The sequence below is a fragment of the Halorhodospira neutriphila genome, from assembly GCF_016584055.1.
GTDB lineage: Bacteria > Pseudomonadota > Gammaproteobacteria > Nitrococcales > Halorhodospiraceae > Halorhodospira > Halorhodospira neutriphila.
Genome location: NZ_NRSH01000046.1, coordinates 1 through 15,500 on the forward strand (window position 1 = coordinate 1; position 15,500 = coordinate 15,500).

Genomic DNA, 15,500 nt, shown 5'->3' on the forward strand with positions numbered 1-15,500 from the left:
GCGTCGGCGCCGAGGTGGCCGCCGCCGTGGCGCCGGAGCGCGCCCCGGTGCTCGAGCGCCTCCCCCTGCCGCGGGTGGTCATCGGCGACCTCGAGGCGCTCGAGGGCTACGGCCGCGCCGCCGGCGCCGATCTCGTGCTCGGCAGCAGCCACGCGGCGGCCACCGCCGAGCGCCTCGGCGTCCCCCTCGTCGAGCACGGCTACCCGAGCTGGGAGCGCCTGGGCCGCCACCTGCAGCCGCGGGTCGGCTACCGCGGCAGCCGCGACGCCCTCTTCGAGCTCGCCAACACCCTGCTCGAGCACCACGAGCGCCACGGCGGCCTGACGCCCTACCGCTCCGTCTACCGCCCGACAGCCGCCTGAGGGAGGAGGGACTGATGACCACCCTGCGCCACTTCAGCCTCACGGACGCGCCGCCGCCCGCCGCGCCGGCGGCGCGGGTCGCCTTCGCCAGCTCCGATCGCCGGCACGTCGATCAGCACTTCGGCGCCGCCACCGGCTTCACCATCCACTGGGTCAGCCAGCGGGGGAGCCAGATCGCCGAGGTCATCGAGCTCGCCGCCGACAACGGCGCCGAGGACAAGCTCGCCGAGCGGCTCGAGGCGCTGCGCGGCTGCGCCGCCGTCTACTGCCAGGCCGCCGGCGCCGGCGCCATCAGCCGCCTGCTCGCGCGCGACATCCAGCCCCGCCGGGCGGAGCCCGGCACCCCCATCACGGCGGTGCTCGCCGATCTCGTCGCCCAGCTCCCCCACCGGCCCGAGGTCTGGCTCGCCCGGGCGCTGCGCACCCCGGCCGAGGAGCGCGCCCGCTTCGACGCCCTCGAGGCCGAGGGGTGGACGGGATCAGCCGGCTGAGCGCAACAGAGGAGAGAGCCATGTCGAGCCCAAGAGCACAGGGCACCGCGTCACCGGGCAGCGAGGGACGGGTGCTCGCCGACGATGAGCCGAGCCTGCAGCACGCCTTCCCCCGGGAGCTGATCCGGCAGGTGCGGGCGCTGGATACCTTCGGCGCCTGGGAGCAGTACACCGACGCCGCGCTCCTGGATCCGTTCATCCTGACCCGGGAGCGTAAGCAGGCGCTGCCGATCACGGCCAATCCGGATCCGCGGACCCTGATCCGCCTGCGCACCTTCTACAACGCCGTCGCGGCCCGCATCGAGGCGCGGACCGGGCTGATGGGCGTGCCGGTGCTCGACCTCAGCTCCGAGGGCTTCGGCCGCGCCTTCGTGCTCGTCGGCCGGCTCGTGGCCGTGGATAAGCCCCTGCGCGAGGTCCACCGCTTCGGCTTCCCCAGCGCCGAGAAGCTCGCCGCACGCGGCGAGCGCCTCGTCGACACGGCGGTCCAGCTGATTGAGCGCTTCCCCGAGGCCGCCCGCACCTGACGCCCTAGGACAACGAAAAACGCGCCGAGGAGAGGCCCCCTCGGCGCGCGCACCGCCCGCCGGGGCTAGGCGCCGCCCGGCTCGCCGGTGAACTCCACAAGCAGGTCCTCGTCGGTGACCACGGTCTGGCAGGCGAGGCGGTAGGTGGGGGGCAGGTCCTTGAGGTTGGCCCGCTCCTCCTCGCGGCGGGGCAGCTTGCCGATGGACTTGAGGACGTTACGCTCCTTGTCGGTGAGCATCACCGCCTTGACCCGGTCGCCGTCGAGGTGGGTGACCTTCACGAGGCAGGAGCCGCACTCGCCGTCCTCGCACTCGCGGGGGATCTTGATCCCGTGCTCCTTGGCGACGCCGAGCAGGGTGGTCCGCTTGCCCGCGACCGCCTCGACCTTCTTGTTCTTCGCCATGATCGGGGAGGAGAAGTAGATCGTTGCCATCTGCACGCTCCTATTCGGTAGGTGACAGCAGGGTCCCTCAGGCCCCTGCTAGGGGGCCGAGGCCGAGAAGTCCACCGGCAGCGCCGCCCCCATGACCTTCGCCAGCCACGGCGGGGGCCGGTCGGCGAGCACCTCGGCGAGCTCGGCCATGAGCCCGTCGGCGTCCCCGCCGTCGGGGAGCTTGACCGGGTGGATGCCGCGGCGGACCACCTTCGCCGCCGCCGGCCCGCCGATGGAGCGGGTGTAGAGCAGGTGGCAGTCGGCGATCAGCGCCGCCCGGGCAGCGCTCTTCTCGCCGATGCCGCTGCCCTGGCCGCGGCCGGCCTCGAGCGCCGAGCGCACCGCCGCCAGCCGCGCCTCGGCGCGGTTGACCTCGTAGACGAGGAAGCGGGCGCAGGAGCCGAAGTGGCCGTCGAGGGCCGTGCCGGCGTTGGAGGTGCAGGCGACCCGAATCGCCCCCGGCAGGGGCGCCGTGCCGCTCGGCTCGGGCACGGCGCTCGCCGCCTGCAGGGCGAGGGCGAGGAGGCGGCGGCAGACCTGCTCGCGCACGGCCTCCGGCGCCCCGGCGAGGCCGTCGAGCTGCAGGGCCTCGCCGGCGCGGCGGAGGTCGTCGGCGGTGACGCCGGCGACCCCCTCCTCGGTCAGCGACGGCCCGAGGAGCCGCAGCAGGGCGCCGACGAGCTGGCGGGGCTCGAGCTCGGGGACGGCCCGCGCCGCCAGGCCGATGCGCAGCGCGAGCGCCCGGGAGATCGGTTGTTCATCGCTCATGGCAAGCCCTCCTCTTAGTCCGCCGGCTGGATGCACTCGTCCACCGGGCAGACCTCCTCGCAGCGGGGCATGTCGAAGTGCCCCTCGCACTCGGTGCAGCGGTCGGCCTTGATCTCGTAGAGCCCGGTCTTGGTCCGGCGGATCGCCGCCTCGGGGCACTCCGGCTCGCAGTCGCCGCAGCTGGTGCACAGCGCTTGGTCGATGTACATGGCCATGGCTCGGTCCTCCCTCTCGTGGGGCGCTTAGCGGATGAGGTCGTAGTTGTAGTCGGTCTCGCCCATGTGCCGGGTCTCCTCGTCGACCCGCGCGAGCACCTCGTTGACCAGGGTCGAGAGGATGTACATGGCCCCCTCGTAGCCCCAGACGCTGTGCCGGTGCAGGTGGTGGCGGTCGAAGATGGGGAAGCCTAGCCGGATCAGCGGCACCTCGTGCTCCTTGCCCAGGTGCAGCGTGTCGCGCTGGATGAACTTGCCGTAGGAGTTGCCGATCATGAAGTCGGGCTTGTCGGTGAACACCAGCGAGCGCATGTGCCACAGGTCCTTGCCGACGTGGACCTCGGCGCTCTCGCCGAAGGGGGTCTCGGCGAGCAGGCTGCGCATCGCCTTGCCCCAGCGCTTGTTGGCGTTGTGGCAGAGGATGTGGCGCGGCTCGGCGCCGAGCTCGGTGAGGAAGCGCGTCAGCCCCATGACGAAGTCGGCATCCCCCCAGAGGGCGAAGCGCCGGCCGTGGATCCAGGCGTGGGAGTCGGTCATCATATCCACCAGCCGCCCACGCTCCCGTTCCAGCGACTCGGGGATCGACCGCCCCGTCAGCTCGGCGACCTTCATCAGGAACTGGTCCGTCCCCGCCAGCCCCATGGGGATGTCGATCTCGGGGCAGTCGTGCCCCCAGGTCTGCTTGATGAACTTCTTGGTCTTGGTCAGCCCCCAGGGCTGGAGCAGCAGGGTATCGACGCCGTTGGGGGCGTCGCGGAGCGCCTCGGCGGGGGTGCCGCCGGCGTACATCCGGTAGGTCCCGTCGGCCGGGGTGTCGAGGGCCTCGGTGGGGTCGTTGAGCAGGCTGTAGTCAACGCCCATCTCGTCGAGGGCCCGGCGGAGCCAGCGGTAGCTGCCGAGGTAGGTCTCGAAGCCGGGGACGAGGTTGAGCTTGCCGTTGGCGCCCCGCTCCTTGTCCGCCATCTCGTTGATGGTGAAGTAGCGGACCGTGCCCTCGAACATGTTGTCCCAGCCGGTGACGTGGCTGCCGACGAAGCTCGGGGTGTTGGCGTAGGGCGTCGGTACCGACTCGGGGAGGTAGCCCTCGCCCTTGGCGTTGCCGATGAAGCCGCCCAGATCGTCGCCGATGACCTCGGCCATGCACGTCGTCGAGACGGCGAGCATCTCCGGCTGGTAGAGGGTGTAGGCGTTCTGCAGCCCCTGCTTCATGTTGGTGTGGCCGCCGAAGACCGCGGCGTCCTCGGTCATCGAGTCGGAGACGCAGGGGATCGGCTCCTTGAAGTGGCGGTTGAAGTAGGTGCGGAAGTAGGCCACGCACCCCTGGGAGCCGTGGACGTACGGCAGGGTCCGCTCGAAGCCGAGGGCGCAGAGGACCGCGCCCAGCGGCTGGCACGCCTTGGCCGGGTTCACGGTCAGGGCCTCGCGGGAGAAGTTCAGCTCCCGGTACTCCTCCGTGGTCGTCCAGCGGAACGTCTCCTCGATGGCCGAGGGGTCGACAGCCTCCTCGTGCTCGGCGCGCTTGCGGGCGAGGACCTGCCGGTAGTCGTCGTCCCGGAAGAGCGGATAGCAGGGCTTGATGGCCTCGGGATCCTGGTTCATCGCGATCACCTCCAGTGCGCCCGCGCGGCGGCGGGCGCCTTTGCGGATTCAGGCGGGCCGGCGCGTACCCGGCCCGCACGGGTTCCCCCGCGGGCCTAGGCGGCCTCGGAGGCGGCGGGCGCCGTGCGCTTCCACGGCGGCGTCATGCGGCCCCAGACCGGGTTGTTCAGGGTCATGTCCATATCCCGGGCGAAGACCGCGAAGCCGTCGTAGCCGTGGTACGGCCCGGAGTAGTCCCAGGAGTGCATCTGCCGGAACGGCAGCCCCATCTTCTGGAAGACGTACTTCTCCTTGATCCCCGCCGCGACGAGGTCCGGCCGCAGCCGCCCGACGAAGCGCTCGAGCTCGTACTCGGTGACGTCGTCGTAGATCAGCGTCCCCTCCTTGAGCTCCGGGTAGGTCTTCTCGTAGTCGTCGTCGTGGCCGAACTCGTGGCCGGTGCCGATGACCTCCATGCCCAGGTCCTCGTAGGCGCCGATCACGTGCCGGGCGCGCAGCCCGCCGACATAGATCATCACCCGCTTGCCCTCGAGCCGGGGGCGGTACTTGGCGATGACCTCGTCCATGACCGGCTGGTACTTGGCGATGACCGCCTCGGCGTTGGCCTGGATCTGCTCGTCGAAGTGGGCGGCGATCGCCCGCAGGCTCTCGGCGATCTTCGTCGGCCCGAAGAGGTTGTACTCCAGGTACGGGATGCCGTACTTCTCGTGGAGGTACTCGCTGATGTAGTTCATCGAGCGGTAGCAGTGCAGGAGGTTGAGCTGCGCCCTCTGCGGCGTGCGCTCCATCTCCGCGAGGGTGGCGTCGCCGGGCCACTGGGCGACCACGTTCAGGCCCATCTCCTCGAGCAGGATCCGCGACGCCCAGGCGTCGCCGCCGATGTTGTAGTCGCCGAGGATCGCCACGTCGTAGGGGCCGGCCTCCTCGCCCGCCGCGTCGCGCTGGTGGACGACGTGGTCGCGGATGGCGTCGTTGGCGATGTGGTGGCCGAGCGACTGCGAGACGCCGCGGAAGCCCTCGCAGCGCACCGGCACCACCGGCTTGCCGAGGCGCTCGCCGCCGCTCCTGGCGACGGCCTCGATATCGTCGCCGATCAGGCCGATGGGGCACTCGGACTGGACGGTCACCCCCTTGCTCAGCGGGAAGAGCATCTCGATCTCGTCGAGGATCTTCTCGAGCTTGGGGTCGCCGCCGAAGACGATGTCCTTCTCCTGGAAGTCCGAGGTGAAGTTCATCGTCCCGAAGGTGTCCACGCCGGTGTGGCCGACGTAGTAGTTGCGCCGGCCCGCCCGGGAGTACTGCCCGCAGCCCACCGGGCCGTGGGAGATGTGGACGAGGTTCTTCACCGGGCCCCAGACCACGCCCTTGGAGCCGGCGTAGGCGCAGCCGCGCTGGGTCATCACCCCGGGCTGCGACTTGCGGTTGGAGGTCACGCACTTGCTCGGCTGCTCGCCGCCGGCGCCGACGCTCAGGTGCTTGGCCCGGTCCTTGCGCGTGCGCTCCGGATAGGCCTCGAGGACCTCCTCGATGAGGGCCTCGGCCTCCTCGTGGGTCATGCTGGACATGGATCGCCCCTCCTTACGCCGACTGCTCGGCCTCTTCCGCCTTCTGCCCGACGATGGACTCGTCCGCCTCCTCGAGGACGCCGAACTCCATGAGCAGGCTCTCGAGATCGTCCATCTCCATAGGCGTCGGGACGACGAAGTCCTGGTTGTCGACGACACTCTGCGCCAGCTGCCGGTAGACGTCGGCCTGCTTGGCCTTGGGGTTGTACTCGATGACCGTCATCCGGCGGATCTCCGCCTGCTGGACGACGTTGTCGCGCGGCAGGAAGCCGACCATCTTCGTCCCCAGGCCCCGGGCGAGGGCCTCGATGAGCTCGTCCTCGCGGTCGGTGTTGCGGGAGTTGCAGATCAGCCCGGCGAGGCGCACGCCGCCGGAGCTGGCGTACTTGACGATGCCCTTGGAGATGTTGTTAGCCGCGTACATGGCCATCATCTCGCCGGAGACGACGATGTAGATCTCCTGGGCCTTGTTCTCGCGGATGGGCATGGCGAAGCCGCCGCAGACCACGTCGCCGAGGACGTCGTAGAAGACGAAGTCGAGATCGTCGTCGTAGGCGCCCTCCTCCTCGAGGAAGTTGATGGCGGTGATCACACCGCGCCCGGCGCAGCCGACCCCCGGCTCGGGGCCGCCGGACTCGACGCACTTGACGTCGCCGTAGCCGACCTGGAGGACGTCCTCGAGCTCGAGGTCCTCGACGCTGCCCGCCTCGGCGGCGAGGTGCATGACGGTGTTCTGGGCCTTGGCGTGGAGCATCAGCCGGGTGGAGTCGGCCTTCGGGTCGCAGCCGACGATCATCACCTTCTTGCCCATCTCGGCGAGCGCCGCGACGAGGTTCTGCGTGGTGGTGGACTTGCCGATGCCGCCCTTGCCGTAGATCGCTGCTTGTCGCATGTCGGTTACCTCCGAAGCCTCTGGGTTGCGAGCCGCCCTCGCGGCCCTTGGCTCCCCTTTTTGCAACCGCTGTGCCAATGGGGCCGCCCGGGGTGCCGAGCGCCGCTGCGGGCGGCCCCAGGCCCCGTGTGAGGGGCCTTCCGGCCCGGCGGCGGCCACCCCCTCGGCGCGGGGGCGGCCCTCCCCGAGCGGGGTGGAGGAGCGGATCAAACCCGACAAGGAGGGAGCGGTTTGTCGGAGAGCGAACACGGCCGGAGCGCCGGAGCCGAGGGGGGCACCGCACGCGCGGAGGGGCACGTACGGGCCGTCAGCGGGTAGCAGAAGGGCCCGGGAGGGCGCGCACCCACGCGCGGCGGGCCTGCTCGGCCCGCTGCGCCTGCAGCCGCTCGCGCAGGCGCTCGCGCACCGCCTCGAGGGGCACAGGGCCCGGCGGGTGGACCGCCTCGCAGTAGAGGACGTGGAGCCCCACGGCCGTCTCCACCGGCCCGCGCACCTCGCCAGCGGCCATGGCGAAGAGCGCGGCATCGAGCTCGGCGTGGAGCTGCCCTCGGGTGACCTGGCCGATGAGGCCGTCGTGGAGCGCCGAGGGGCACTCCGAGTAGCGCTGCGCCGCCGCGGCGAAGCCCTCGGGCGCGGCCTGCAGCTCGGCGGCCAGCCGCTCGGCCCGCGACCAGGCCCGGTCGCGGCGGTTCTCGGGGTAGTCGTCGTTGAGGGTGATGAGGATATGGCGCACGGTGCGGGCCTCCTGCTCGCGCCGGAAGCGCTCGGGGTGCTCGCGGTAGAAGCGCTCGAGCTCGGCGTCGGTGACCGGCTCGGCCCGCGCCGCGGCCTGCTCCAGGGCGCCCTCGACGCGCAGCTCCTCGGCCGCCGCCGCGGCGAGCGCCTCGCGGTCGAGGCCGTTGGCGGCGAGCGCCCGCTCGAGCTCGGCGGCGTCGGCGAAGCGCCCTTCGATCGTGGCGACGGCCTCCGCGACCTGCGCCTCGCTGACGGCGACCGCGGCCGCCTCCGGGGTCGCCAGGATCCGCCGCTCGAGGTCCGCCTCCCGCTCCGCCTGGGCCTCCGCGCGCTGGCGCTGCGCCGCCTCCAGCTGCGCCGGCGGGGCGTCGAAGAGGGCCAGGGCGGCGCGCATGAGCCGGTAGGCGTCAGCCATCGCGGATCCCCTCCGTGTCGCGCTCGGCGTCGCCCCCGAGCGCCTCGCCGGCCTCGGCGAGGCGGGACTCGGGGACCACCAGGGTCCGGCCGGCGAGGCGGACGTGGTAGGCCGGCTCCGGCTCGCGGTCGCGGAGCACGCGCAGGACCTCGCCGACGGCGCCGGGCGCGGCGACCACCTCGCCGTCGACGGCGAGCCGGCGCAGCGGCGTCACCCGGTCGCGGGCCTCGAAGCGGGTCGCCACCCAGGGGACCTCGGCGGGGATGAGCTCCGCCTCCCGGCAGCCGACCACCCGACCCGCCTCGACGAACTCCACGGCGTAGACCACCTGGTCCTGGAGGAACGTGCCCCGGTCGCGGACGTAGCCGACACTCCCCCGGGCGACGAGGCGCTCGCCGCGCTCCGCGCCCGGGTAGGTGCCGTCGTCGCGGACGTTGCGCACCACCCGCACGGCCGCCCCGATCTCGAAGGCCGCCATCAGTGCAGCCTCCGGCGCTGGATCTGCGCCACCGGGATGGCCGCCTGACCGCCGCCGGGCGGCTGCTGGTAGACCCGCAGGGCCGCCTGGGTACGGGCGTCGGAGCCGACGAAGTCGTCGTGGGCCTGGCGCAGCAGCGCCGCCGCCCGCGCCAGGGCGGCCTCGGGCTCCTGGGGCGGCGCCTCGGCCTGGATGTAGTCGTGGAAGCGCTTGAGGATGTGCAGGCGGTAGACGCTGACGGTGTGCGGGTCGTAGTCGACGCCGAACCACTCCATGAACGCCTCGGCGCTGTCGAGCTCCTCGAGCTCGGTGTGCAGGTCTCTGAGCCACATGGCCCCTCCTCCCTTTCTCGCTGCTCAGGCCTCGATGACGTCGCTCACCAGGGCCCGCAGCTCGCTGTCCGTCGGCCCCCGCTTGTGCTCGACGCTCCAGCGGCGCAGGTGCGGCAGCAGCCGCTGCGCCTGCTCCGCGGTCACGGCCAGCCCCGCGGCGCGGCACGCCTCGAGGACGCCGCGGGTCCCGGAGTGCTTGCCGAGGACCAGCTCGTGGCACCGCCCCAGCGCCGCCGGGTCGAGGCCCTGGTAGTTGCGCGCGTCCTTGAGCAGCCCGTCGACGTGGATCCCCGACTCGTGGCGGAAGATGCCTTCGCCCACCACGCTCTTGCCCCACGGCACCGGCCGCCCCGAGGCCGCCTCGACCCGCTCGACGAGCTGCGCCAGGGCGCCGAGGTCGAGCCCCAGCGGCCGGCCGTAGAGGCGCTCCAGGCCGAGGGCCACCTCCTCGAGGGCGGCGTTGCCGGCGCGCTCGCCGAGCCCGCAGACGGTGGTGTTGGCGTGGCTCGCCCCGCCGAGGACGGCGGCGAGGGTGTTCGCCGTGGCGAGGCCGAAGTCGTCGTGGGCGTGGATCTCCAGCTCCAGGGCCGTCGCCGCCCGCAGCCGCTCGAAGAGCGCCCGCACGGCGAAGGGCTCGCCGATGCCCACGGTGTCGGCGAGGCGCAGCCGCCGGGCGCCGGCCGCCTCGGCGCAGCGGGCCACCTCGACGAGGAAGTCGGGGTCGGCCCGGGTGGCGTCCTCGCCGCCGACGACCACGGCCAGGCCCTGCCCCCGGGCGCGGGCCACCCACGCCTCGATCCGGCGCAGCACCCAGCGCCGGTCGCGGCCGAGCTTGTGGGCGATCTGCTGGTCGGAGACCGGGATGGAGCCGTCCACCCCCCAGACGCCGAGCTCGGCGCAGACGGCCAGGTCCGCGGCGCGCATCCGGGCCCAGACCAGCAGCCGGGCGCCCAGCCCCGCCTCGGCGAGGGCCCGGATATCGGCGCGCTCCTCCGCGCCCATGGCCGGGATCCCCACCTCCAGCTCCGGCACCCCGAGGGCGTCCAGCGCCTCGGCGATGGCCAGCCGCTCCCCCCGGGTGAAGGCGACGCCGGCGGACTGCTCGCCGTCGCGCAGCGTGGTGTCGTCGAGGGTCACCGGCGCCGTCATGCGCCACCCCCCGTCGCCTCCTCGGGCTCCTCGCGGCGCAGGGCCGCGTTGAGCTCGGCGCGGACGGCCTGGCGCCGGGCGCGCCCCTGCTCCGCATCCACCGCCGCAGCGGCCACCCGCTCGCGGCTGAACTCCGCCCCCCGGTCCTCGCCGAGCAGCCCCACGGCGTCGGCGCGGCACTGCTGGCAGTGGCTCATCACGGGCATGGCGCTGCCGCAGGCGGCGCGCAGGCCGAGCAGCTCGGCCTCGGTGGGGCCGCGCTGGCCGATCCGGCCGAAGTAGGTGCCGTAGGCGGGATCGGCGATCAGGGGCATGACGTTGTGCAGGAAGGCCCCGCGGCGGCGCACCGCCTGCGCCACCGCGGGCAGGTGGCGGTGGTTGATGCCGGGGATGGCCACGGAGTTGACCTTGACGAGCACACCGCGCTCGGCGAGCGCCGCCACCCCGTGGAGCTGGCGCTCGATGAGCAGCGCGGCGCCCTCCTCGCCCCGCCGGCGCCGGCGCTCGAGGACGACGGCGGGGTGGATCTGCGCCCCGATCGCCGGATCGACGGCGTTGACGGTCACGGTGACGTGCTCGACCCCCAGCTCGACGATCCGGTCGACGTACTCCGGCAGCGCCAGGCCGTTGGTCGACAGGCACAGGTGCAGATCCGGGGCCGCCTCGCGGATGCGCTCGAAGGTCTCGAGGCTCCGGCGCGGATTGGCCAGCGCGTCGCCGGGCCCGGCGATCCCGACCACGGAGAGCTGCGGGATCTCGGCGGCCACGGCCAGGGTCTTGCGCACCGCCTCCGCCGGGGAGAGGACCTCGGAGGCCACCCCGGGCCGGGACTCGTTGGCGCAGTCGTATTTGCGGTTGCAGTAGTTGCAGCGTAGGTTGCAGCCGGGCGCCACCGCCACGTGCAGCCGGGCGAAGTGGTGGTGGGCGCGCTCGGAGTAGCAGGGGTGGTCGCGGACCTTCTCGCGGACCCGCTCCGGCAGGTGCGCGAGGCCGTCGCCGGCCGGGGCACCGCAGCCGGCGGCCTCGGTGCAGCCGGCCGGCGCGGGGCCGGTCTCGGAGGGCGTAGCGCTCATCGTCCTTACTCCCTTCTCGGCTGGGCGGGGAGCGCCCCGGGCTGAGACCCAGCGGGGTTCGTCGAGAGGGTTTGCAAGCCGCATGCCGAGGCCCCGCTCCCGGCCGTAGGGGCGGCCGGCGGCGGCGCTTGTCGGGGAAGCGACAAGCCGGGGCGGGGCGTTGTCGCAGATCCGCCGCGAGGCCCGCGCCCGGCGCCCCCTCGATGCGGGCGCCACCCGGCGGCGGGGGCTCAGAGCTCCTTGAGGGGGATGTTGAAGGTCTTGATGCGGTAGGCGACCTGCCGGGGGGTCATGCCCAGCAGCCGCGCGGCCTTGGCCTGGACCCAGCCGGCGGCGCCGGACCCCAACGACCCCGAGCTCGACGAGCGCGAGCGGGTCATCGCCGCCCGCTGCAGGACGTTCTCCAGCTCGCGGACATTGCCCGGCCAGCGGTAGCGCATCAGGGCGCGCAGGGCGCTGTCGGTGACCGTCAGCTCCCGGCCCTGCTCGGCGCCGATGCGCGAGGCCAGGAACCCGGCCAGCTCGGGCAGGTCCTCGAGGCGCTCGCGCAGCGCCGGCATGCGCAGGGCCACCACGTTGAGCCGGTAGTAGAGGTCCTCGCGGAAACTGCCGTCGGCCACCGCCGCCTCCAGGTCGCGGTTGGTGGCGGCGAGGACCCGCACGTCCACCCGCCGGGTGCGCGAGCCGCCGAGGCGCTCGAGCTCGCCCTCCTGGAGCACGCGCAGGAGCTTCGCCTGGAAGGCCGGCGAGATATCCCCCATCTCGTCGAGGAAGAGCGTGCCGCCGTCGGCCTGCTCGAAGCGGCCCGTGCGGCTCTGCACGGCGCCGGTGAACGCCCCCTTCTCGTGGCCGAAGAGCTCGCTCTCGAGGAGGCTGTCGGGCAGCGCGGCGCAGTTGAGCTTGACGAAGGGGGCGTCGGCCCGGGGCGAGTTGTAGTGGATGGCGTTGGCGATGAGCTCCTTGCCCGTCCCCGACTCGCCGCGCAGCAGCACCGTGACGCTCCACGGCGCCACCCGGCGGACCTGCTCGAAGACCCGGCGGATCGGCGCGCTGCGGCCGACGATGTTCTCGAAGCCGTAGCAGCCCTGGATCTCGCGGCGCAGCTGGTCGCGCTCGTCGGCGAGCGCCGCCTGCTCGCTGCCGACCCGGGAGGCCAGGCGGACCGTCTGCGCCACGAGGTTGGCGACCATCTCCATCAGCCGGGCCCGCTCGGCGAGCATGCCGGCGTCGGCGCTGCTCGGCTGCGCGGCGAGCACCCCGATCGGCGGCTCGCCCTCGCCGGGGGCGCGGATGGGCACGCCGATGAAGGGCAGCTCCGCGGCGTAGAGGCCGAGGCGGTCGAGGAAGCGCGGGTCGTCGGCGATGCGGTGGATCACCACCGTCTCGCCGGCGGCGAGGATCTCGCCGACCACCCCCTCGCCGGGTCGGTAGCTGACCTCCTCCGGCGGCACCCGGCCGTGGAGGGCGCGGACGATGGACTCGCCGCGGATGGGGTCGCGCAGCGCCACCATCCCCGAGTGCACGCCCACCTGCTCGTGCAGGACCTCGAGGACCGCCTGGAGGGTCTCGCGCAGATCCAGCGAGCGGGCGAGGACCTGGCCGACGTGGTAGAGGGCCTCGAGCTCGGCCTCGACGAGCTCGCGGCGGGCCTGCTCGCGGTCTCCGGTAGCCATTAAGACACCTCCCGTTCGCACACAGCCTAGGGGCGCGGCGCCGCAAGGCCGCGGCGCCTCCCCTTAGCCCTTGCAAAAAGTGCGCCGTCTCCGCCGCCGCCCGGATCGCCGACGATGTCGCAGGACCGACAAGCCGCCCCGCCGCCGACGTGCATTGTGCGGGGTGCAACACCCGGGCGGCCGTGCACCCGCCTTGTGCACGCCCGCCCGGACGCCGCCCCGGCCGGGGATCGGGCCGGGGGCGACGGGCCTGGCACGGCTGATGCAAAGCGGCAGGCGGTGGGCGCCGCCGCAGCGCCGCGAAGACTTGAGGAGGCGAGATGGCCGACTACCTGCTCCTGGTCCTCGGGATCGCCCTGGTCAACAACGTGGTGCTGACCATGTTCCTGGGGCTGTGCCCCTTCATGGGGGTCTCGAGCCGCCTCGACACGGCGCTGGGCATGGGGCTGGCGACGACCTTCGTGCTCACCCTGGCGGCCACCGCCGGCTGGCTGCTCGAGCACTGGCTCCTCCAGCCCCTGGGCCTGGAGTTCCTGCGCATCCTGAGCTTCATCCTGGTCATCGCCGGCGCGGTGCAGCTCACGGAGATGGCCGTCGCCCGCGTGAGCCCGACGCTCCACCAGGTGCTGGGGATCTTCCTGCCGCTGATCACCACCAACTGCGCCGTGCTCGGCGTGGCGCTGCTCAACCTCCAGGAGGGCAACACCCTCGCCGAGAGCGTGCTCTTCGGCTTCGGGGCGGCGCTCGGCTTCACGCTGGTGCTCGTCCTCTTCGCCGGGCTGCGCCAGCGCCTGGCCGCCGCCGCGGTGCCGCGCGCCTTCGAGGGCACGCCCATCGCCTTCGTCACCGCCGGGCTGCTGTCGCTGGCCTTCATGGGCCTCGACGGCCTGCCCAGCGGCTGAGGGCAGCCGAGAAGGGAGGAACCGCGATGTACGCCGCGATGCTCGTGCTCACCGCCCTGGCTGTGGCCATCGGCTGGCTGCTCGCCGTCGCCCACCGCCACCTCAAGCCCGAGGGCGACGCCCTCGCCGAGGCCGTCGAGGAGGCCCTGCCCGGGACCAACTGCGGCCAGTGCGGCTACCCCGGCTGCGCCATCGGCGCCGCCGCGGTGGCCGCCGGCGAGCTGCCGCCCGACTTCTGCCCGCCCGGCGGCCGCGCCGTGGCCGAGGAGCTCGCCCGGCTGACGGGCCGGCCGCTCAGCGGCGACGCCCACGGCGGGCCCCGGCGGGTGGCGCGGGTCGTCGACGAGGGCCTGTGCATCGGCTGCCTCAAGTGCCTGCGGGCCTGCCCCACCGACGCGATTATCGGCGCCCCGCAGCAGATCCACGGCGTCCTGCCGGAGGCGTGCTCGGGGTGCACGGCCTGCATCGACGTCTGCCCCACGGAGACGCTGCAGATGGTCCCCGAGCCGGTCACCCTAGGGAACTGGCGCTGGCCGCGGCCGGCGGAGGTCGAGCGCCATGCGGCCTAGTAAGCCGGCGCTGATCCGCGGCGGGGTGCGCACCGCGGAGCGCAAGCACCCCACCGCCGAGCGCGCCCTCGAGCCCGTGGCGCTGCCCGAGCGGCTCTACGTCTCCCTGGCGCAGCACATCGGCGCCCCGGCGCAGCCGACGGTCGCCGCCGGCGAGGCGGTGGCCAAGGGCCAGCGCATCGGCGCCCCGGACGGCGGTCTCTCGGCGGCGATCCACGCCCCCGCCTCGGGGCTTGTCGAGGCGGTCACCGAGCACCCTGCCCCCCACCCCTCCGGGCTGACGGTGGCGACCGTGGTCATCGCCCCCGACGGCGCCGAGCGCTGGGACCCGCAGCGGCCGGCGCCGCTCACCGCCGCCGCCGAGGCCCTGGCGCCGGAGGCCATCGCCGAGCGGGTCGCCGAGGCCGGCATCGTCGGCATGGGCGGCGCCGCCTTCCCGGCCGTGATCAAGCTCACCCCCCGGACGGCGGTGGAGACGCTGATTGTCAACGGCAGCGAGTGCGAGCCGTACCTGACCGGCGACGACCGGCTCATGCGCGAGCGCGCCGCGGCGGTCGTCGACGGCGTGCGGCTGATGCGCCACGCCCTGCGCGCCGCGCGGGCGATCATCGGCGTCGAGGACAACAAGCCCGCGGCCCTCGAGGCCCTGCGCCGGGCCACCGCCCGCCTCGGCGCCGTCGAGGTGGCCGCGGTGCCCAGCCTCTGGCCCCAGGGCTCGGAGAAGCACCTCGTCTACGCCCTCACCGGCCGCGAGGTCCCGGCCGGGAAGCTGGCCGCGGATATCGGCGCCGTCGTCCACAACGTCGGCACCGCCTACGCCACCCACCGTGCCGTGCGCGAGGGCCGGCCCCTGATCGACCGGCCGGTGACCGTCGGCGGCGGCGCGGTGGCGCGGCCGGCCAACCTCGAGGCACCCCTGGGCACGCCCTTCACCCACCTCCTCGAGCAGGCCGGGGGGCTGCGCGAGGCGCCGGCGCGGCTGCTCGCCGGCGGCCCCATGATGGGCCAGCAGGCCCCCGCCGAGGCGGGCGTGGCCAAGGGCACCACCGGCGTCATCGCCCTCGGCGCGGCGGAGGTCCGCGAGCCCGGCGGCGCCCCCTGCATCCGCTGCGGGCGCTGCGTCGCGGCCTGCCCCATGGGGCTGATGCCCTTCGAGATCGCCAACCGCGCCGCCGCCGACGACCTCGACGGCGCCGCGGCGCAGGGGCTCGACGACTGCCTGGCCTGCGGCTCCTGCGCCTACGTCTGCCCGGCGGCCCGGCCGCTGGTCCAGCTCTTCCACTACGCCCGGGGCCAGCGCGCCGAGCAGGCCGCCGCTCAG

The 15,500-nt window shown here is 73.7% G+C and carries 18 protein-coding genes; 6 read left to right on the plus strand and 12 right to left on the minus strand.

Annotated elements, in window-relative coordinates; genetic code table 11:
* The 3 genes from CKO13_RS05600 to CKO13_RS05610 all read left to right on the plus strand — a co-directional run.
* On the plus strand, nt 1–362 hold a 362-nt coding region (locus CKO13_RS05600), incomplete at its 5' end, for a nitrogenase component 1 (protein ID WP_274600659.1).
* A 14-nt stretch (nt 363–376) separates the two neighbouring features.
* Nucleotides 377–853 carry a NifB/NifX family molybdenum-iron cluster-binding protein gene (locus CKO13_RS05605; RefSeq protein ID WP_200257690.1) on the plus strand — a complete coding sequence of 159 codons (477 nt, stop codon included), beginning with the start codon at nt 377–379 and terminating at the stop codon, nt 851–853.
* Between the two features lie 20 nt (nt 854–873).
* Nucleotides 874–1,380 (plus strand): NifX-associated nitrogen fixation protein, encoded by a 507-nt coding sequence (locus CKO13_RS05610; protein ID WP_200257692.1) that lies wholly within the window; start codon nt 874–876, stop codon nt 1,378–1,380.
* Between the two features lie 65 nt (nt 1,381–1,445).
* On the opposite strand, the gene CKO13_RS05615 is transcribed toward CKO13_RS05610, so the two are convergent.
* The 12 genes from CKO13_RS05615 to nifA all read right to left on the minus strand — a co-directional run bounded on the left by CKO13_RS05615 (nt 1,446) and on the right by nifA (nt 12,708).
* Nucleotides 1,446–1,814, minus strand: a complete 369-nt coding sequence (locus tag CKO13_RS05615; protein WP_200257694.1) for a 2Fe-2S iron-sulfur cluster-binding protein — start codon at nt 1,812–1,814, stop codon at nt 1,446–1,448.
* 48 nt (nt 1,815–1,862) lie between these two features.
* Nucleotides 1,863–2,582, minus strand: a complete 720-nt coding sequence (locus CKO13_RS05620; RefSeq protein ID WP_200257696.1) for a NifB/NifX family molybdenum-iron cluster-binding protein — start codon at nt 2,580–2,582, stop codon at nt 1,863–1,865.
* Nucleotides 2,583–2,596: 14 nt separating this feature from the next.
* A complete protein-coding gene (locus tag CKO13_RS05625) occupies nt 2,597–2,797 on the minus strand; it encodes a 4Fe-4S dicluster domain-containing protein (RefSeq protein WP_200257698.1) in 201 nt (66 codons plus the stop codon).
* A gap of 27 nt (nt 2,798–2,824) precedes the next feature.
* Nucleotides 2,825–4,396 (minus strand): nitrogenase molybdenum-iron protein subunit beta, encoded by a 1,572-nt coding sequence (nifK, locus tag CKO13_RS05630; RefSeq protein WP_200257700.1) that lies wholly within the window; start codon nt 4,394–4,396, stop codon nt 2,825–2,827.
* 95 nt (nt 4,397–4,491) lie between these two features.
* A complete protein-coding gene (nifD, locus tag CKO13_RS05635) occupies nt 4,492–5,961 on the minus strand; it encodes a nitrogenase molybdenum-iron protein alpha chain (RefSeq protein ID WP_200257702.1) in 1,470 nt (489 codons plus the stop codon).
* 13 nt (nt 5,962–5,974) lie between these two features.
* Entirely contained in the window at nt 5,975–6,853 is an 879-nt protein-coding gene (gene nifH / locus CKO13_RS05640; RefSeq protein ID WP_200257704.1) for a nitrogenase iron protein, read from the minus strand.
* A gap of 307 nt (nt 6,854–7,160) precedes the next feature.
* Nucleotides 7,161–8,003, minus strand: coding sequence for a nitrogen fixation protein NifM (gene nifM / locus CKO13_RS05645; protein WP_200257706.1), 843 nt, complete (start codon nt 8,001–8,003; stop codon nt 7,161–7,163).
* Nucleotides 7,996–8,481 (minus strand): nitrogen fixation protein NifZ, encoded by a 486-nt coding sequence (locus CKO13_RS05650; protein ID WP_338034590.1) that lies wholly within the window; start codon nt 8,479–8,481, stop codon nt 7,996–7,998. The genes nifM and CKO13_RS05650 overlap by 8 nt, the downstream gene beginning before the upstream one ends.
* Nucleotides 8,481–8,813 (minus strand): nitrogenase-stabilizing/protective protein NifW, encoded by a 333-nt coding sequence (locus CKO13_RS05655; protein ID WP_200257708.1) that lies wholly within the window; start codon nt 8,811–8,813, stop codon nt 8,481–8,483. Before CKO13_RS05655 ends, CKO13_RS05650 begins: the two co-directional genes overlap by 1 nt.
* Nucleotides 8,814–8,837: 24 nt before the next feature.
* On the minus strand, nt 8,838–9,962 hold the full coding sequence (gene nifV / locus CKO13_RS05660) for a homocitrate synthase (RefSeq protein ID WP_200257710.1): 1,125 nt from the start codon (nt 9,960–9,962) through the stop codon (nt 8,838–8,840).
* Nucleotides 9,959–11,035 (minus strand): nitrogenase cofactor biosynthesis protein NifB, encoded by a 1,077-nt coding sequence (gene nifB, locus CKO13_RS05665; protein ID WP_200257718.1) that lies wholly within the window; start codon nt 11,033–11,035, stop codon nt 9,959–9,961. The genes nifV and nifB overlap by 4 nt, the downstream gene beginning before the upstream one ends.
* Before the next feature lie 230 nt (nt 11,036–11,265).
* The gene (nifA, locus tag CKO13_RS05670; RefSeq protein ID WP_200257719.1) at nt 11,266–12,708 is read right to left on the minus strand and encodes a nif-specific transcriptional activator NifA; all 1,443 of its coding nucleotides are present in this window, start codon (nt 12,706–12,708) and stop codon (nt 11,266–11,268) included.
* A 320-nt stretch (nt 12,709–13,028) separates the two neighbouring features.
* On the opposite strand from nifA, the gene rsxA reads away from it, so the two are divergent.
* The 3 genes from rsxA to rsxC all read left to right on the plus strand — a co-directional run.
* Nucleotides 13,029–13,610 carry an electron transport complex subunit RsxA gene (rsxA, locus tag CKO13_RS05675; RefSeq protein ID WP_200257721.1) on the plus strand — a complete coding sequence of 194 codons (582 nt, stop codon included), beginning with the start codon at nt 13,029–13,031 and terminating at the stop codon, nt 13,608–13,610.
* Nucleotides 13,611–13,636: 26 nt separating this feature from the next.
* Nucleotides 13,637–14,179 carry an RnfABCDGE type electron transport complex subunit B gene (locus CKO13_RS05680; RefSeq protein WP_200257722.1) on the plus strand — a complete coding sequence of 181 codons (543 nt, stop codon included), beginning with the start codon at nt 13,637–13,639 and terminating at the stop codon, nt 14,177–14,179.
* Nucleotides 14,169–15,500: electron transport complex subunit RsxC (gene rsxC, locus CKO13_RS05685; protein WP_200257723.1), on the plus strand; the 1,332-nt coding region annotated here is incomplete at its 3' end. The genes CKO13_RS05680 and rsxC, both read left to right, overlap by 11 nt.

Bases quoted from the DNA above. Each gene is read 5' to 3' on its own strand.
- CKO13_RS05605 (WP_200257690.1), top strand. From the start codon at position 377: ATGACCACCCTGCGCCACTTCAGCCTCACGGACGCGCCGCCGCCCGCC.
- CKO13_RS05610 (WP_200257692.1), top strand. From the start codon at position 874: ATGTCGAGCCCAAGAGCACAGGGCACCGCGTCACCGGGCAGCGAGGGA.
- CKO13_RS05615 (WP_200257694.1), bottom strand. From the start codon at position 1,814: ATGGCAACGATCTACTTCTCCTCCCCGATCATGGCGAAGAACAAGAAG.
- CKO13_RS05620 (WP_200257696.1), bottom strand. From the start codon at position 2,582: ATGAGCGATGAACAACCGATCTCCCGGGCGCTCGCGCTGCGCATCGGC.
- CKO13_RS05625 (WP_200257698.1), bottom strand. From the start codon at position 2,797: ATGGCCATGTACATCGACCAAGCGCTGTGCACCAGCTGCGGCGACTGC.
- nifK (WP_200257700.1), bottom strand. From the start codon at position 4,396: ATGAACCAGGATCCCGAGGCCATCAAGCCCTGCTATCCGCTCTTCCGG.
- nifD (WP_200257702.1), bottom strand. From the start codon at position 5,961: ATGTCCAGCATGACCCACGAGGAGGCCGAGGCCCTCATCGAGGAGGTC.
- nifH (WP_200257704.1), bottom strand. From the start codon at position 6,853: ATGCGACAAGCAGCGATCTACGGCAAGGGCGGCATCGGCAAGTCCACC.
- nifM (WP_200257706.1), bottom strand. From the start codon at position 8,003: ATGGCTGACGCCTACCGGCTCATGCGCGCCGCCCTGGCCCTCTTCGAC.
- CKO13_RS05650 (WP_338034590.1), bottom strand. From the start codon at position 8,481: ATGGCGGCCTTCGAGATCGGGGCGGCCGTGCGGGTGGTGCGCAACGTC.
- CKO13_RS05655 (WP_200257708.1), bottom strand. From the start codon at position 8,813: ATGTGGCTCAGAGACCTGCACACCGAGCTCGAGGAGCTCGACAGCGCC.
- nifV (WP_200257710.1), bottom strand. From the start codon at position 9,962: ATGACGGCGCCGGTGACCCTCGACGACACCACGCTGCGCGACGGCGAG.
- nifB (WP_200257718.1), bottom strand. From the start codon at position 11,035: ATGAGCGCTACGCCCTCCGAGACCGGCCCCGCGCCGGCCGGCTGCACC.
- nifA (WP_200257719.1), bottom strand. From the start codon at position 12,708: ATGGCTACCGGAGACCGCGAGCAGGCCCGCCGCGAGCTCGTCGAGGCC.
- rsxA (WP_200257721.1), top strand. From the start codon at position 13,029: ATGGCCGACTACCTGCTCCTGGTCCTCGGGATCGCCCTGGTCAACAAC.
- CKO13_RS05680 (WP_200257722.1), top strand. From the start codon at position 13,637: ATGTACGCCGCGATGCTCGTGCTCACCGCCCTGGCTGTGGCCATCGGC.